This window comes from Nocardiopsis aegyptia, assembly GCF_013410755.1.
GTDB classification, from domain to species: Bacteria; Actinomycetota; Actinomycetes; order Streptosporangiales; family Streptosporangiaceae; genus Nocardiopsis; species Nocardiopsis aegyptia.
In genome coordinates this window covers 6,657,277-6,672,701 of record NZ_JACCFS010000001.1, presented here as the reverse complement: position 1 = coordinate 6,672,701, position 15,425 = coordinate 6,657,277, and the positions used below count along the sequence as shown (strand labels likewise).

Here is a 15,425-nt window from a genome sequence, read left to right as displayed (position 1 = left end):
CCCCGAGGGTGGCCGACCCAGACTCGTGGTGGGGGTGGACGCGGGCGGCACGAGCGCGCGTGCCCTGGTCACGACGCTCACGGGCCGACGGCTCGGTGAGTCCTGGGCCGGCGGGGCCAACCCCAACGCCCACGGGGCCCAGCACGCGGCCGCCCAGCTCGCCGAGGCGGTAGAGGGCGCCCTGGACCAGGCGGGGCCCGGGGCGCGCGGCGCGGTGGCGACCGTCGTCGTGGGGCTGGCCGGGGTGTCGGCGATGCGCGACCCGGACGTGCGCGCGGCGATGGAGGGCGCGCTGGCCGAGGCCGGGCTGGGGTCCGCGGACAGCGTGTTCACCGGGGACGACGAGATCGCCTTCGCCGCGGGGACGCCGGTACCCGACGGGACGGTGCTCATCGCGGGCACGGGGGCGATCGCCACCAGGATCGTGGACCGGCGGCGCGACCGGTCGGCCGACGGGATGGGCTGGCTCATCGGCGACGACGGGTCGGCGTTCTGGATCGGGCACCAGGCGGCCAAGGAGACCGCCCGCCAGCTCGCGCACGGTGGGGAGCTGAGCCCGCTGGCGCGCTCGGTGGCCAAGGAGGTGATCCCGGGCCAGCGCCCGGTCGACGGCGACGACCACCTGCCCGAGGAGCACGCCCGCAACTTCGCGCGCACTCTGACCGCCGCTCCCCCGATCCGGCTGGCCGCGTTCGCCCCCATGGTCGGTCAGGCGCATGAGCAGGGGGATCCGGCGGCCGAGGTGATCATCAACGCCGCGGCGGGCCATCTGGCCCACTCGGTCCACCAGGTGCGCACCCCGGGCGAGTGCCGGCCCATCGTCCTGGCCGGGGGCGTCCTGCTGCACTCGGGCCCCGTCCGTGAGGCGCTCACGCGCAAGCTGGCCCTCGGAGCCGCCGGGTCGCGGATCGTCCTGGCCGGCTCCACCGCCGGCGGCGCGGCCTGGTTGGCGGCGCTGCGCGCGGGGGCGGAGGAGTCCGACCACCGGCTGCACGAGGCGTTCACGCTCGGCGGCGGGGACCGCGACCGCACGGACGCCGCCTGACCGCGAACGTACGGACGCCGCCCGCGCGCGAACGTCGCGCGGGCAACCATCCGGCCCCGGTCAGCCGGGCGGCCGAGCGGGCGTAGTGCCGCAGCGACGCGGGCGTCTCCACGGCGCGGCGCGCGATCACCGCGGCGGCGTTCGGGTCCAGCGACCCCACCACGTGGATGGTGCCGACGCGCGGGGCGGTCCTGGGCGGCATCGATCTCCCGGAGCTGCCGGTGGTGCTGACGGTGGTGGACGGCCGGGTCGTGCACCGCGCCGGGTGGGCGGGGCGGGCGGAGGTGGAGCGGGTGAGCGTCCCGCCCCGTCCGGCGGGACCGGCGCCCGGAGCCGTCGCTAGAGGTCGAGGTTCTCCAGGGCGATGAGGTAGGCCTCCCCGAAGGTGGGGAACTGGATGATGGAGTCGGACAGCACGGACAGGGGCAGGCGCGCCCGGATCGCCAGGGCCGCGGTGTGGATCCACTCCGAGGCCAGGGGTGCGAACGCCCACGCCCCCACCAGGACGCCCCGCTCACGGTCGGCGACCAGGCCCAGTGTGCCGCGCGGGTCGGTGCCGTAGGTCCAGGGGCGGGCGAGGGTCTTGGTCAGGTCGGCCTCGGCGGTGGCGGTGTCGATCCCCCGCTCGCGCGCCTGGGACTCGGTGAGTCCCACGGCCGCGATCTCGGGGTCGGCGAACACCACCCGGGGCACGGCCGTGTAGTCGGCGGTGCGGTCGCCGCCCAGGATGTTGTCGGCGGCCAGCCGTCCCTGGTACTTGGCGACGTGGGTGAACAGCGCCTGTCCGGTCGCGTCGCCGATGCCCCACAGGCCCGGCGCCGCCCGGCAGTGCTCGTCCACGACCAGACCCGTGCGGTCGAGTTCGACGCCGGCCTCCTCCAGGCCCAGGCCGTCCGCGCGGGGGCGCCGACCGGCCGCGAGCACGACCACGTCCGTGCGCACGGTGGTGCCGTCGGACAGGGACGCGACGACCTCGGCCCCCTCGCGCTCAACGGCGGTGACCTCGGTGTCGGTGTGCACGGTGATGCCGTCGCGCGCGAACTGGTCGGTGACCAGTGCGCACAGGCGCGGTTCCTCCCGGTCCAGCAGCCGGGGGCCTCGCTGGACGACGGTCACGTTCGTGCCCATCCTGGCCAGGAACTGGCCGAGTTCCACGCCCACGGCGCTCCCGCCGATCACCAGGGCGCGGCGGGGGATCTCGGTCAGGGTCGTGGCCTCGCGGTTGGTCCACACGGTGGCGGGGTCGAGGTCGTCCAGGCCGCGCACGGGCGGGCGCAGCGCGGCGGAGCCGGTGGCGACCACGACGTGGTCGGTGCTCACCTCGGTCCCGCCGACCTCCACCCGCCAGGGATCGCGGCCGGTGACCCGGCCCTGGCCCTTGAGGACGAGGGCGCCCTGCTCCTGGTACCCCTTGACCTGGGCCGAGTCGTCCAGGTGGCGGATCATCTGGTCCCGGTAGGCACGCAGGGCGGGCCAGTCCAGAGCCGGCCGCGACAGGCCCGCGGTGCCGTCGGCACCCGCGCGGGCCTCCGGCGGCCGCAGCAGGGTCTTGGTGGGGATGCAGGCCCAGTAGGCGCACTCGCCGCCGATGAGTTCGCGCTCGGCCACCGCGACGCGCCTGCCCGCGGCGAGCAGTCGGCTCGCGACGGTCTCCCCGCCGGGTCCCATGCCGATCACGACCGCGTCCATGTGTTCCATGCCTGGCTCCGTCCACCGTCCGTCGGGGTCGGTTCCGATGGTGTCGGCCGGGCGGCGTGTCGGGAAGGCCCGACACGCCGCCCTTGCGGTCAGTCCGGCCGGTCGGGGGGGGCACGGTCCCGTGCAGGTGAGCCCCGGCAGGGTGGGCACGGCGTGTGCGTGCGGCGTGTCACGTCCCGGGCGGGCCGCGGCGCCCTCGCGAGCGTGGTCTACTGACGGGTCGACACCGCCAGCGTCCCCGGAAGGAAGCCGTCCCGGCACACCACCCCATGTCCACCCTGACCGTTCTCCTCGTCCTCGATCTCATCGGCATCTTCGCCTTCGCCCTGGACGGGTCCCTGACCGCGGTGCGCACCGCGCGCGTGGACATCGTCGGCGTGATGTCGCTGGGCGTGATCACCGCCATCGGCGGCGGCATCATCCGCGACGTCCTGCTGGGCGTGACACCCGCGACCTTCCAGGACTGGCGGTACCTGGTGACCGCTCTGGCCGGAGCGACCCTGGCGTTCTTCCTCAGCGGTCAGCTGAGCCAGCTGACCAAACCGATCCTGCTCTTCGACGCCGCCGGCCTGAGCCTGTTCGTGGTGATCGGCGCGACCAAGGCGATGGAGCTGGGGTTCGGTCCGCTCCAGGCGACGATCCTGGGCGTCATCACCGGCGTGGGCGGCGGGACCATCCGCGACGTCCTGCTCAACCGGGTGCCGACCGTGCTCAGTGCGAACTCGCACCTGTACGCGGTCCCGGCCGCGCTCGGCGCCGGGTTCGTCGTCGTGGTGTCCGTCTTCGGCTTCGGCGCGGGCTGGGTCGCGGTGGTCGGCGCGGTGCTGTGCTTCGTCGTGCGCGTGCTGGCGCTGCGCTACCGGTGGAACGCCCCGTCCCCGCCCGGGGCGCCGCCGCTGTAGTCCAGGGCGCGCGCGGCCGTACGCCGCAGGGTCGCGACCATGGCCGGGACCGGGTCGGTGACGCGGCCGCGGTGGACGGCGAAGATCTCCCGTGCCGGGCTGGCGCCCTGGAGCGGGCGGCCGACCCAGCCCCCGCCGCGTGCCGCGCCCAGGATGCTGCGCGGGATGAGCGCCACGCCGACGCCCGCCTCGATGAGCGCCAGGGCCACCTCGTAGTCGCGCGTCTCGTAGGTGACGTTCAGGCGGACCCCGGCCGCCGCGGCGGCGTCGTCCAGGGTGACCCGGTTGTGGATGCCGGGCGCCCCGCAGATCCACTCCTCCTCGGCCAGGTCGGCCAGGGTCGGATCCCGGTCGGCGATGGGGTGCCCGGTGGGGGCGACGACCATGAGCGGGTCGACGAGGATGCGCTCGCGGTGCAGGCCCCTGGTGCGGGGCAGGGGCGCGCCCGGGTAGCGGTGGGTGATGAGCAGGTCCAGGTCGCCGGAGGTGACCAGGTCGTAGCCGCCCGGCGGTTCGATGTCCGACAGCGACAGGCGCACGTGGGGGTGCTCGCTGCCGAACGCCGCGAGCGTCGCGGGCAGCAGGACCTTGCCCGCGCTGGCGAAGGCGCCCAGGGACAGGCGCCCCGGCGGCTCGCCCGCCACGGCCCGGACCGCGGCCTCGGCGTCGCGGAGCTGGCCCAGGACGCGTTCGCCGTGGTCGAGCAGGACCAGGCCGGCCTCGGTGAGCGTGGCGCCGGTGCGTCCGCGCTCCACGAGCGCGCACCCCACCTCGCGCTCCAGCTTGGTCAGCTGCTGGGAGAGGGCGGGCGGGGTGAAGGAGAGCCGCTGGGCCGCGGCGGCGATCGACCCGGCGTGCGCGATCTCCACCAGCACGCGCAGCCTGTTGGCGTCCAGCATGCCCGTTCCTCCTGCTCAACAAAGTACGATACAAACTTCTGCTTATGGTTCTTTAGCAAGCCCAACTTTAAGTTAATGCCCGGTAGCGGCAGAGTGGTCCCATGAGCTCCAGAACCGCGCAGGCAGTCCCCACGGCCACCGACGTCCGAGCCGCCGCGGAGCGCATCGCGCCCTACGCCCGGCGCACGCCCGTCCTGCACACCGAGATCGACGGCCGCCCCGTCTCGCTGAAGCTGGAGTACCTGCAGCGCACGGGCGCGTTCAAGCTGCGCGGAGCGCTCAACGCCCTGCTCGGCGGCCCGGCGACCGACCGGGTCATCACCGCCTCGGGCGGCAACCACGGACTCGGGGTGGCGACCGCGGCCCGGCTGCTCGGCGTGCGCGCCACGGTCTACGTCCCCGAGACGGTCCCCGAGGCCAAGGCCGCTCCCCTGGCGGCCACCGGAGCAGAGATCGTCCGGGTGGGCCGGGAGTACGCGCAGGCCGCGGCCGAGGCCCGCTCGCGCGCCCAGGCCGAGGGCGTGCGCTACCTGCACGCCTACGACGACGCGCTCGTGGTCGCCGGACAGGGCACCATCGGCCTGGAGATCGCCGCCGACGCACCCGAGTGCGACACCGTCGCGGTCGCCGTCGGCGGAGGCGGGCTGGTGGCCGGGGTGCGCCTGGGCTCGGGCGACCGGCGCGTGGTCGGAGTGGAGCCGCGCGGCTGCCAGAGCCTGCACTCCGCGCTCGCCGCGGGCCACCCCGTCCAGGGCCCCGTGGACTCCGTGGCCTCCTCCGCCCTGGGCGCGGCCACCCTGGGCGAGGTGCCCTTCGAGGTCCTGCGCGCGCACCCGGTGACGACCGCGCTGGTCGGCGACGACCAGATCCTCGCCGCCCAGGACCGGCTGTGGGAGGAGTTCCGGATCGCCACCGAACCGGCCGCCGCCGTGCCCTTCGCCGCCTGGCTGGCGGGCCTGGTGCCCGGCGAGCGCCCCTGCCTGGTCGTGTGCGGCGCCAACGCCGAGTGGCGCCGCGCGGGCTGAACCGCGCTCGGGCCGGTGCTGCGGCGGGCGCTACCGTCCCCACCTGGGCCGATGCCCGCCGCCGTGCCCGGTGGGTGACACAGGGCACTCCGTGCACCCCGACGCGGTGGTTACCGGCCGGTCGCCCTTACATTGGTGTGCGTCATCCACCGACCCAGTGAGGGAGAACACGTGCTCTACGGTGCGTTGCGGCAGACCGCGGCGGTGCTCGCCCGGACCCTGTGCCGCCCGACCATCGAGGGCCGTGAGAACGTCCCTGCCCGCGGCGCCGTCCTGCTGGCCAGCAACCACCTGTCGTTCGTCGACAGCGTGGTCATCCCGCTCTCGGTCACGCACCGGCGGGTGCGCTTCCTGGCCAAGAGCGACTACTTCGAGGGCACCGGCCTCAAGGGCCGGGTCACGCGGACCGTGTTCGGCTCACTGGGCGCGATGCCGGTGCAGCGCGGCAACGCGCGGGACGCGCTGATGTCGCTGGAGATGATGCTCGACCGGCTGCGCGAGGGCGAGGCGTGCGTGGTCTACCCCGAGGGCACGCGGTCCCGGGACGGGCGCCTGTACCGGGGGCGCACCGGCGTGGCCCACCTGGCCCTGGAGTCCAAGGCGCCGGTCGTACCGGTGGCGGTCTCGGGCACGCAGCGGGTCCAGCCGATCGGCGCGTCGATGCCGCGGCCGCACCCGTTCACGGTGCGCTTCGGTGAGCCGCTGGACTTCTCCACGGGCTACGACCACCTGGCCCCGGGCAAGGCGCGCCGGGAGATCACCGACCGCGTCATGGACGCCATCCACGGCCTGTCCGGCCAGGAGCGCGCGCACGAGTACAACACCTACACCACCGAGGAGTAGGCGCCGGCGGCCCGCGTCACGCGCGCCGACCGCGCAGAACCGGGAGCCCCCGACTCCGGGTCCGTACCCGCGTCGGCGCGGCCGGAGCGGGGCCGGGCGCCGCCTGGACTACCCTGCCCCCATGCGCGTGCTCCTGCTGTCCGACACCCACATCCCCCGCCGTGCCCGCGACCTCCCCGAATCCGTGTGGACGGAGGTCGACCGCGCCGACGCGGTCGTGCACGCGGGCGACTGGTGCGACGCCGAGAGCCTGGACCGCCTGGCGGCCCGCGCCCGCCGCCTGGTCGCCGTGTACGGCAACAACGACGGCCCGGAACTGCGCGCGCGGCTGCCCGAGATCGCCCGCGCCACGCTCGGCGGGGTGCGCTTCGCCGTGGTGCACGAGACCGGAGCCACCCGGGGGCGGGAGAAGCGGTGCGAGCGGCGCTTCGGCGACAGCGACGTCCTGGTGTTCGGGCACTCCCACATCCCCTGGGACACCAGCACGCCCTCGGGTCTGCGTCTGCTCAATCCCGGCTCGCCCACCGACCGGCGCCGCCAACCGCACCACACGTTCATGACGCTGGAGGCCGCCGACGGCGAGGTGCGCGAGGTCCGGCTGCACGAGCTGCCCTGAGCGCGGCGCTTCTCGGCTCCGCCCCCGACGGGTGCCCGGAGCCGCCTCAGGCGCCTCCGAGGTCACGGTCGCACCAATCGCGCGGCGGAGACTTGCCTTGCGGCGCCAGATCGTAAAGGTTCTCTCCTAAGCTCATGCTGACAGTCGCACACGGTGCCGACCCGGTCACGAGGCCGCGGCGCGGCCGGTGCGACGGAGGCCGGAAGGAGCCATCTTGGCGCACGCACGCCGGACCCGCCCCGCGAGCCGCGGAGCCGTCCGGATCCCCCGTACCACCGCCTGCCGCGGCGCGCTGGCCGCCGCGGTCGCGCTGTGCCTGCTGCACACGCCGCACGCCGCCGCCTCGGCGGTGGCGATCCCCGAGGAACCCGCGCCCCGGCCCTGCCGGGTCGACGACCAGGCCCCGCCCAAACGGCAGTTGCGGGCGGAGTGGATCGCCGGGGTGCACAACATCGACTGGCCGAGCGAGCCGGGGCTCAGCCCCGCGCAGCAGCGCGCCGAGCTCACCGAGCTCTACGACCAGGCCCGGGACGACGGCCTCAACGCGGTGTTCGTGCAGATCCGGCCCACCGCCGACGCGTTCTGGCCCTCGCCCCACGAACCGTGGTCGGAGTGGCTCACCGGCGAGCAGGGCCGCGACCCCGGCTACGACCCGCTGGCGTTCGCCGTGGCCGAGGCGCACGAGCGCAACCTGGAGTTCCACGGCTGGTTCAACCCCTACCGCGTGGCCATGCACGACGACCCCTCGCGGCTGGCCGCGGACCACCCGGCCCGGCTCCACCCGGACTGGGTATTCGACTACGGGGGCCGGCTCTACTACGACCCGGGCGTGCCCGAGGTCCGCGCCTTCGTCATCGAGGCGATGATGGACGCGGTCGAGAACTACGACCTGGACGGCGTGCACTTCGACGACTACTTCTACCCCTATCCCGTGGCGGGGCAGGAGATCCCCGACCAGGACACCTTCGCCGAGTACGGCGGCGGGACCGACGACATCGGCGACTGGCGGCGCCGGAACGTCGACCGCCTGGTCCAGGAGATGGACGAGGCCGTGCACGACGCGAAGCCGCACGTGAAGTTCGGGGTCAGCCCCTTCGGGATCTGGCGCAACGCCGACAGCGACCCGGCGGGCTCGGACACCAGCGGCTTCGAGTCCTACGACGGCATCTACGCCGACAGCCGGCGGTGGGTGTCCCAGGGCTGGGTGGACTACATCAACCCCCAGGTCTACTGGGAGATCGGCCTGCCCGTGGCCGACTACGCGGTGCTCGTGCCCTGGTGGGAGGACGTCGTGGCCGACACCGACGTGCAGCTCTACGTCGGCCAGGCCGCCTACAAGGCGGGCAACGACGGCGCGTGGTCCGACCCGTCCGAACTCGCCCGGCACCTGGAGTTCAACCGGGACCACCCCGGGGTGGACGGCGACGTGTACTTCAGCGCGACGTCGCTGCGCACCAACGCCAGGCGGGCCATGGACGCGGTGGTCGCCGAGCACTACGCGCACCCCGCGCTGATCCCGGTCAAGGCGGACCTGGGCGGGGCCGCGCCCGCGGCGCCCGTGGTCTCGCGGGCCGAGCGCGGCGAGGACGGCACCCGACTGACGATCCGCCCCCGGCCGGGCGAGGAGCCCGCGTACTACGCGGTGTACGCGATGGAGGGGCGGCCGGAACCGGGCTCGGTGCCGTGCCGGATCGATGACCCGCGCCACCTGCTCGGCACCGTGCGCGCCGACGGGGACCGCCCCACGGTGTTCACCGCACCGGCCCGCGAGGGGGCGTGGACCTACTACGCGACCGCTCTGGACCGGCTGCACCACGAGAGCCCGCCCGGCAACCCACGGCACACGCCCTGAGGCACCCGGGTCCGTAGGTCCGCCGCTGCCAGGCCCGGGATCCGCGCGTGCGGCGCGCGGACCCGGGCGGCTCAGCAGCGGTCGCGCAGTTCGGCGACGCCCTCGCCCGTGAGGTCGTCGCAGTAGGCCGCGCGTCCGGTCATCGCCATGATCAGCGCCAGTGTCGGTCCCTTCACCTCGGGGCCCGACCCGGTCTCGAAGGGTCCGTCGGTCGCTCTCAGGCGCAGGCCGCCGATGCGGCCCTTGGCCACGACCACCTGGTCGGTCCCCCGGTGGTACTCCGCCACCCGGGTCAGGACCTCGATGGGGTGGTTCCGCTCGATGCCCAGGGGCCGGCGGATGTCCTGGGCGTGCACGACGGTCTCGGCGAGCCACGTCACCACCGACCCCATCGGCGCGGTCGTGCTCGTGACGACCCGCTCGAACCGCGCGAGTGTCTCCTGGGGCGTGTCGCCCAGGTGCTCGGCCAGCCGCATCGCCACCTGCCGGTCGAAGTCGAACCGGCAGCGGACCACCCCGGCCATCCAGCGCCAGAAACCGAGGCTCGCGCCCGCGGTCATGTGCGCGAGGACCTCGCGCACGCTCAGTCCCTCGCACAGCGAGGGCGTCCGCCACCGCTCGTCGTCGAGTCCGGCCAGGTCGGCCGCCAGCGCCGCCCGTTCGGCGTGCACCGTCTCCCAGAGTGGATCCATGGTGCGAGCCTAGGGAGCGGCACCGACACTTCGGCCGATCAGCGCGCGTACTCCTGCCGGATCCGGTCGGCGAAGCGCGCGAAGTCGGCGCCGTGCAGGAACGCGGAGCGCATCGTGCCGTGGTCGGCCACGCCCTTGCCCGCGATGTCGAAGGCCGTGCCGTGGTCGACCGAGGTCCGCAGGACGGGCAGGCCGACGGTCACCGAGATGGTCCCGTCGAAGTCGTAGGTCTTGGCCGCGATGTGGCCCTGGTCGTGGTATTGGGAGAGGACACCGTCGTAGTGGCCGGTGAGCAGGCGGTGGAACACGGAGTCGGCCGGGACCGGGCCGACCACGTCGGCGCCGGTGGCGCGCATCCGCTCGACCGCCGGGGCCAGGTGGCGGATCTCCTCGTCGCCGAAGGCGCCGTTCTCGCCCCCGTGCGGGTTGATCGCGGCGACCGCGAGGGTGGGTTCGTCGTGGCCGAAGACCCGCAGCGCCGTCAGCGCCTCGGAGATCGCCTCGACCTGCTGGTCGGCGTCGATCCGGTCCAGGGCGCCGCGCAGCGACACGTGCCGGGTCGCGAAGAAGATCTTCTTGCCGCGCACGACGAACATCGTGTTCTGCCGGGTGGCCCCGGTCAGGGCGCCCAGCATCTCGGTGTGCCCCAGGTGGGGGCTGCCGGCGGCCCAGATCGCCTCCTTGTTGATGGGCCCGGTGACGATGCCGGCGACGCGGCCGGCCATGGCGGCCTCGGTGGCGGCCTCGATCGCGCGGACCGCCGCGGCGCCCGCCCGCGCGTCCACCGCGCCCCAGGGCAGCTCCGCCGCGCCGAGCACCTCGATGTCCAGGCAGTCGATGACGCCCTCCTCCTCGGGGGGCAGGTCCCAGGAGTGCACCGCGCGCACACGCGTGTCCAGGCCCAGGACCGCCGCCGCCCGGCGCAGCACCGCCGGGTCGGCCACCACCACCCCGCGGGCCGGCGCGGTCACGGCGACCTCCGCCAGCGTGCGCACGGTGATCTCCGGGCCGATGCCGACGGGGTCGCCCACGGTGACGGCCAGGATCGGGCGTTCAGTCATCTTCTCTCCCTTGGTGCGGGACGCGGGCGGTGACCGCGCGTCTGCTGTCGTGGACCGCCTCGCGCAGCCGGGCGAGGCAGTGGGCGAGCGTGCCGTCGTCACCGACGAGTCCGCCCTTGGTGATGATCGGGGCGCCGTCCAGGGGGCTGCCGTCGAGCCGCCCGTACACGGCCAGCGGCACGAGTTCGCCGCCCACGTCAAGGGCGCGCACGCCCAGGGCGGCCAGGACCGCGGAGGTCACGTCGCCGCCGCTGGTGAACAGGGCGCTGGGGGCACTCTCCGCCACGGCCTTGGCGACCAGGTCGGCGAGTCGGGCGGGCAGGGCGCGGCGCAGGTCGGCGGGGATGCGGACGACGTCGCTCGCGGAGGCGCACGTGCGCACGACCACCGTCCCGGGAAAGCGGTGCTCGGCCAGCGCGCGGGCCAGGATCGGCACGGTCGCGGCGCGGTAGGCGGGGTCCTCGGCGCACCGGAGGGGGTCGACGTCGACGAAGCGCGCGGTGGAGTCCCGGGCGACGGTGTCGAGCTGGCGCCGGGTCAGCTCGGTGGCGCTGCCCACGACCGCCAGCAGCGGGCCGGGGTCCGGTGCGCGTCCGCGCAGGCCGAGTTCGCGTGCGAGGAAGGCCCCGCACGGTCCGGGGTCGGCCGCGACCCACACGGTGCCGTCGCGCCGGTGGACCTCGGCGGCGGCGCGGGCGAGGTCGGCCAGGTGCTCCTCGGTGACCGCGTCGCACAGCACGACCGGTTCGTCGCCGGCGGCGAGCGCGTCGGCCAGGCCGGGCCCGGTGACCGCGCCGATCGGCACGTGCCGCACCGCCAGGGAGGTCTGCTCGGCGAGGATGTCGGCGACCACGCCGGTGCGCATCGGGTTGAGCGGGTCGAGGGCGAGCTGGGTGCGCTCCAGCGGGACGCCGTCGAGCAGTTGGACACCGTCCGCGGTGATCCGCCCGGAGGCGGGGTGGGCGGGGGCGAACAGGACACGGACCTCCCGTCCGGCCGGGACCCGCTCGCGCACCGCCCGCCAGGCCGCCTCCAGTTCGGCGCCCACGTTGCCGCGCAGCGTGGTGTCGGTGCGCTTGACGACGAGGTCGACCGGCCACAGCCCGCGGACGGTGGAGTCGACGAGCGCGGCGGCGCGGGCGGCGTCGAGGTGGCGGCTGTCGAGGTCGGCCACCACCGCGTCGTAGACCTCGGCCGCCTCGGCGGCGTGGGCGGCGTCCACCGAGGCCACGCGCATGCCGTCGTGGGCGAAGCGCGCCCCGGTGGCGTTCGCCCCGGTCAGGTCGTCGGCCAGGACGAGGATCCGTGCCATGGTCTCCCCCTATCCCAGGACCAGCGCGGCGACGCCCAGCAGCGGCAGGCTGGCCACCCACAGCAGGGTGGTCATCCCACTCCACATCTTCATGGCGGCGGCGCCGGACAGTCCGGTGAAACGCGTGACGACCCAGAAGTAGGAGTCGCTGACGTAGGAGAAGACGAACGATCCTGCGCACGCGGAGGCCACCGCGAGCGCGGGGTCCACGCCGGCCGAGTGCACGATGGGCGCGCTCAGGGTGGCCGCGGTGATGATGGCGACCGTCCCCGATCCCTGGGCCAGTCGGACGAAGGTCGCGATGGCGAAGGGCAGCACGAACATGGGCACCGGCCAGCCCGAGACGGCGTCGGCCAGGGCGTCGCCGACGCCGGACTGGCGCAGGACCTCGCCGAAGGCGCCGCCCGCGCCGGTGATGAAGACGATCATGCCGGCCGAGGCGGCGGCCGCGGTGAGCCAGCCGACGACCTCGCGGCGTCCGGTGCCGCGGCGCGGCAGGGCGTAGACGGCGATCACCAGGCCGATGAGCAGGGCGATGGCGGGTGTGCCGACGAAACCGAAGACGTCGGCGAGCACGGTCCCCTCGGCGACGGCGGCGGTGACGGTGTTGCCGACGATCAGCAGCAGCGGCAGGACGAGCGGGAGGGCGGCGGCCAGGGCGCTCACACCGGGGTCCGCGGGCTCCTGGTCGATGCGTCGGGCGGGGGCGGGGGCGCTGTCCGCGTCGCCGTCCGTACCGTCGGTGCCGGTCGCGGCGCCTGCGGTGTGTCCGGCGGACACGGCCTCGGGGACGAGTTCGTGCTCGACCTCGGCTTCGAGGCGGGGACCCATGTAGCGGGCGTAGGCCACGACGACGGGGATGAGCACGACCGCCATGACCCCGCCGACCAGGACGGTGGTGCCCAGGTCGGCGCCGAGCAGTCCGACCGCGGCCAGCGGACCGGGCGTGGGCGGGACCAGGTGGTGGGTCACGGCCAGGCCGCCCGCGAGCGCCAGGCTCATGGTCACGAGCGGGCGGCCGTAGCGGCGTGCCAGCGACCGGGCGAGGGGGTGCAGGATGACGAAGCCGGAGTCGCAGAAGACGGGCACGGACACGACCGCGCCGGTGGCGGTCATCGCCACGTCCTCACGGCCCTTGCCGGCCATGCGGACGAACGCCTTGGCCAGGGCGTCGGCGCCGCCGCTGCGCTCCAGGACGGTGCCGATCATCACCCCCAGGGCGATGACGATACCGATGCCCGCCAGCGTGCCACCGAAGCCGGTGGTGATGTGCTCGATGAGGTCGGCCGGGGCCACGCCCGCCACGGAGCCGGTGACCAGGGCCCCGGCGAGGAGTCCGACGAACGCGTCCAGCCGGGTCCACAGGATGACCGCCACGACGACGGCGACGCCCAGCAGGAGTGCGGCGAGGAGCTGTACTTCCATGACATGACCTTTCGGGGGGATCACTCCGGCGCGGTGCCCTCGGCGGCCGGAACGAGGTGGGGGGTGCACGACGGGTCGGCCTCCAGGGCGGCCAGGGCCGCCGGGTCGAGCGCGTCGTCGGTGATGAGCCCGTAGGGGCCGGGGACGACCGCCCAGTAGGGGTCGTCGTCGCGGCCGACCTTGGTGGAGTCGGCGACCACGACGACCCGCCGGGCGCTGCGCATCTGCAGCTCCTTGGCGGCGGCGATCTCAGGGCTGGGGCAGTTGACGCCGCGGCCGGGCACGAGGCCGTCGGCGCCGATGAAGGCGATGTCGGCGGTGAGCCGGTCCAGGACCCCGTGGGCGTAGTCGCCCACGATGGAGCCGCGGGGGCGGCGCACACGCCCGCCGACCACGATGAGCTCGATGCCCTCGGCGTCGTGCAGGGCCGTCATGGGGCCCACGCCGGCGGTGACCACAGTGGGTCCGAAGCGCCGGGCCAGGCGCTCGGCGACGAACGTGGTGGTGCTGCCGGCGTCGAGCAGGACGACGTGGTCGTCCTCGACCAGGGCGTCCGCGCGGTCGGCGATCCGCCGTTTGGCGGCGGCGTTGCGCAGCCCCTTCTGGCTCCAGGAGAGTTCGCCGCCCGCGGGTGCGGGGACGGCTCCGCCGTGGGTGCGCACCACGCGGCCGGCCTTCTCCAGCTCGCTGAGGCCGCGGCGCACGGTGGAGGGACTGATGCCGAGTTCCCGGGCGAGGTCCTCGACGCGCTGGACGCCGTCGGTGACGGCGTCCAGCAGTCCCTGATGTCGCATGTCCGCTCCTCTGCTCGCTTCACGCATGTAACGCAGCTCATAGTGCTCTTTATGAGCAGGGAACACAAGACATGGAATGAAATCTGCGCGAAATGAGCAGTCGCCACGCGGGAGTCCCGGCCGTCCCGGACCCGCTGCCTCGGTGACGCCGTTCACCGCGGGGACGTGTGCCGGCCGCCGTCCCCGGTTAGGGTGGGGGCGCCAGGCAACACAGCGGTCACACAGCGGGGAGCCGCCCATGCGCCGTCAGTTCGTCAACGACCCCGAGGACGTGGTGCCCGAGGCCCTGGAGGGCTTCGCGGCCGCATGGCCCCGCCACGTCACGTGGAACCGCGAGCCGAGCTACGTGCTGCGCGCTGAACCCGCCACGGACAAGGTGGCGGTGCTCTCCGGCGGCGGTTCCGGCCACGAGCCGCTGCACGTGGGCTTCGTGGGCCGGGGCATGCTGGACGCCGCGGTGCCGGGCGCGGTCTTCGCCTCCCCCACCGCCATGCAGATCCGCGCCGCCTCGCTGGCCGCCGACACCGGCCGCGGGGTCCTGCACGTGGTCAAGAACTACACCGGCGACGTGCTCAACTTCCGCATCGCCGGAGAGCTGCTGGCCGATGAGGGCGTGCGCAGCGACATCGTCCTGGTCGACGACGACCTGGCCACCGACACCGACGACCCGGACGGGCCCGGACGGCGCGGGACCGCGGCGGTCGTGGCCGTGGAGAAGGTCTGCGGAGCCGCCGCCGAGCGCGGCGCGGATCTGCCGGAACTGGTGAAGCTCGGGCGCCGTGTGGTCGCGGGCAGCCGCACGCTGAGCGTGGCCCTGGCGGCCGGAGCGCACCCCGGGCAGTCCCGTCCCTCCTTCGAACTGCCGGAGGACCGGATCGAGTTCGGCGTCGGCATCCACGGCGAGCGGGCCCGGGAGCGGCGCGCCTTCGGACCCCGCCGCGCGCTCGTCCCCGACATGGCCGCTCCGCTCCTGCGTGACCTGGACCTGAGCCGCGGCGACCGGGTGGCCGTGATCGTCAACGGCCTGGGCGCCACCCACGACCTGGAGCTGTACGGCCTGTTCGGCGAGGTGGGGAAGCTGCTGGAGGAGGCCGGGATCAGTGTCGCCCGCTCCCTGGTGGGCTCCTACGTCACGTCCCTGGACATGGCGGGCTGCTCGGTGACGCTGGTGCGCGCCGACGACGAGTTCCTGGACCTGTGGGACGCGCCCGTGTCCACGCCCGCCCTCACCTGGTGACCAGCCACGACCCCGGGAGATCCG

The 15,425-nt window shown here is 74.6% G+C and carries 14 protein-coding genes; 7 read left to right on the top strand and 7 right to left on the bottom strand.

All coding sequences use genetic code 11. The annotated features are described in order from the left end of the window. The first annotated feature begins 34 nt into the window (after positions 1 to 34). Positions 35 to 1,045, top strand: a complete 1,011-nt coding sequence (locus tag HNR10_RS29485) for an N-acetylglucosamine kinase (protein WP_179830039.1) — start codon at positions 35 to 37, stop codon at positions 1,043 to 1,045. 339 nt (positions 1,046 to 1,384) lie between these two features. Here HNR10_RS29485 and HNR10_RS29480 read toward each other — a convergent pair whose 3' ends face one another. Beyond that, positions 1,385 to 2,743, bottom strand: coding sequence for a dihydrolipoyl dehydrogenase family protein (locus tag HNR10_RS29480; RefSeq protein ID WP_179829227.1), 1,359 nt, complete (start codon positions 2,741 to 2,743; stop codon positions 1,385 to 1,387). 269 nt (positions 2,744 to 3,012) lie between these two features. Between HNR10_RS29480 and HNR10_RS29475 the strand changes: the two genes are divergently transcribed. Further along, positions 3,013 to 3,645, top strand: a complete 633-nt coding sequence (locus HNR10_RS29475) for a trimeric intracellular cation channel family protein (protein WP_179829225.1) — start codon at positions 3,013 to 3,015, stop codon at positions 3,643 to 3,645. On the opposite strand, the gene HNR10_RS29470 is transcribed toward HNR10_RS29475, so the two are convergent. After that, entirely contained in the window at positions 3,600 to 4,544 is a 945-nt protein-coding gene (locus tag HNR10_RS29470; protein WP_179829223.1) for a LysR family transcriptional regulator, read from the bottom strand. The genes HNR10_RS29475 and HNR10_RS29470 overlap by 46 nt on opposite strands. A gap of 101 nt (positions 4,545 to 4,645) precedes the next feature. Here HNR10_RS29470 and HNR10_RS29465 point away from each other — a divergent pair, with 101 nt between their 5' ends. From HNR10_RS29465 to HNR10_RS29450, 4 genes are all read left to right on the top strand, one after another. Continuing rightward, positions 4,646 to 5,569: a threonine/serine dehydratase gene (locus HNR10_RS29465; RefSeq protein WP_179829222.1), complete on the top strand. Its 924-nt coding sequence runs from the start codon at positions 4,646 to 4,648 to the stop codon at positions 5,567 to 5,569. A 171-nt stretch (positions 5,570 to 5,740) separates the two neighbouring features. Continuing rightward, positions 5,741 to 6,412, top strand: coding sequence for a lysophospholipid acyltransferase family protein (locus HNR10_RS29460; RefSeq protein WP_179829219.1), 672 nt, complete (start codon positions 5,741 to 5,743; stop codon positions 6,410 to 6,412). 121 nt (positions 6,413 to 6,533) lie between these two features. Further along, positions 6,534 to 7,028: a metallophosphoesterase family protein gene (locus HNR10_RS29455; protein ID WP_179829217.1), complete on the top strand. Its 495-nt coding sequence runs from the start codon at positions 6,534 to 6,536 to the stop codon at positions 7,026 to 7,028. 214 nt (positions 7,029 to 7,242) lie between these two features. Then, positions 7,243 to 8,880, top strand: a complete 1,638-nt coding sequence (locus HNR10_RS29450; protein WP_179829215.1) for a glycoside hydrolase family 10 protein — start codon at positions 7,243 to 7,245, stop codon at positions 8,878 to 8,880. A 71-nt stretch (positions 8,881 to 8,951) separates the two neighbouring features. On the opposite strand, the gene HNR10_RS29445 is transcribed toward HNR10_RS29450, so the two are convergent. The 5 genes from HNR10_RS29445 to HNR10_RS29425 are packed head-to-tail and all read right to left on the bottom strand — an operon-like array spanning position 8,952 to position 14,164. After that, positions 8,952 to 9,572, bottom strand: coding sequence for a maleylpyruvate isomerase family mycothiol-dependent enzyme (locus HNR10_RS29445; protein WP_179829213.1), 621 nt, complete (start codon positions 9,570 to 9,572; stop codon positions 8,952 to 8,954). Positions 9,573 to 9,610: 38 nt separating this feature from the next. Continuing rightward, positions 9,611 to 10,633, bottom strand: a complete 1,023-nt coding sequence (gene pdxA, locus HNR10_RS29440) for a 4-hydroxythreonine-4-phosphate dehydrogenase PdxA (RefSeq protein WP_179829211.1) — start codon at positions 10,631 to 10,633, stop codon at positions 9,611 to 9,613. Further along, positions 10,626 to 11,945 carry a four-carbon acid sugar kinase family protein gene (locus tag HNR10_RS29435; RefSeq protein WP_179829208.1) on the bottom strand — a complete coding sequence of 440 codons (1,320 nt, stop codon included), beginning with the start codon at positions 11,943 to 11,945 and terminating at the stop codon, positions 10,626 to 10,628. Before HNR10_RS29435 ends, pdxA begins: the two co-directional genes overlap by 8 nt. A 9-nt stretch (positions 11,946 to 11,954) precedes the next feature. Next, complete coding sequence (locus tag HNR10_RS29430) at positions 11,955 to 13,370, bottom strand: GntP family permease (protein ID WP_179829206.1); 1,416 nt, start codon at positions 13,368 to 13,370, stop codon at positions 11,955 to 11,957. A gap of 20 nt (positions 13,371 to 13,390) precedes the next feature. Next, positions 13,391 to 14,164, bottom strand: a complete 774-nt coding sequence (locus tag HNR10_RS29425) for a DeoR/GlpR family DNA-binding transcription regulator (RefSeq protein ID WP_246406470.1) — start codon at positions 14,162 to 14,164, stop codon at positions 13,391 to 13,393. A gap of 238 nt (positions 14,165 to 14,402) precedes the next feature. On the opposite strand from HNR10_RS29425, the gene HNR10_RS29420 reads away from it, so the two are divergent. After that, positions 14,403 to 15,401 carry a dihydroxyacetone kinase subunit DhaK gene (locus HNR10_RS29420; protein ID WP_179829202.1) on the top strand — a complete coding sequence of 333 codons (999 nt, stop codon included), beginning with the start codon at positions 14,403 to 14,405 and terminating at the stop codon, positions 15,399 to 15,401. The last annotated feature ends 24 nt before the right edge of the window (positions 15,402 to 15,425 follow it).

Coding starts and splice junctions, on each gene's coding strand:
- HNR10_RS29480 (WP_179829227.1), bottom strand. CDS start 2,743: ATGGAACACATGGACGCGGTCGTGATCGGCATGGGACCCGGCGGGGAG.
- HNR10_RS29475 (WP_179829225.1), top strand. CDS start 3,013: ATGTCCACCCTGACCGTTCTCCTCGTCCTCGATCTCATCGGCATCTTC.
- HNR10_RS29470 (WP_179829223.1), bottom strand. CDS start 4,544: ATGCTGGACGCCAACAGGCTGCGCGTGCTGGTGGAGATCGCGCACGCC.
- HNR10_RS29465 (WP_179829222.1), top strand. CDS start 4,646: ATGAGCTCCAGAACCGCGCAGGCAGTCCCCACGGCCACCGACGTCCGA.
- HNR10_RS29455 (WP_179829217.1), top strand. CDS start 6,534: ATGCGCGTGCTCCTGCTGTCCGACACCCACATCCCCCGCCGTGCCCGC.
- HNR10_RS29445 (WP_179829213.1), bottom strand. CDS start 9,572: ATGGATCCACTCTGGGAGACGGTGCACGCCGAACGGGCGGCGCTGGCG.
- pdxA (WP_179829211.1), bottom strand. CDS start 10,633: ATGACTGAACGCCCGATCCTGGCCGTCACCGTGGGCGACCCCGTCGGC.
- HNR10_RS29435 (WP_179829208.1), bottom strand. CDS start 11,945: ATGGCACGGATCCTCGTCCTGGCCGACGACCTGACCGGGGCGAACGCC.
- HNR10_RS29430 (WP_179829206.1), bottom strand. CDS start 13,370: ATGGAAGTACAGCTCCTCGCCGCACTCCTGCTGGGCGTCGCCGTCGTC.
- HNR10_RS29425 (WP_246406470.1), bottom strand. CDS start 14,164: ATGCGACATCAGGGACTGCTGGACGCCGTCACCGACGGCGTCCAGCGC.
- HNR10_RS29420 (WP_179829202.1), top strand. CDS start 14,403: ATGCGCCGTCAGTTCGTCAACGACCCCGAGGACGTGGTGCCCGAGGCC.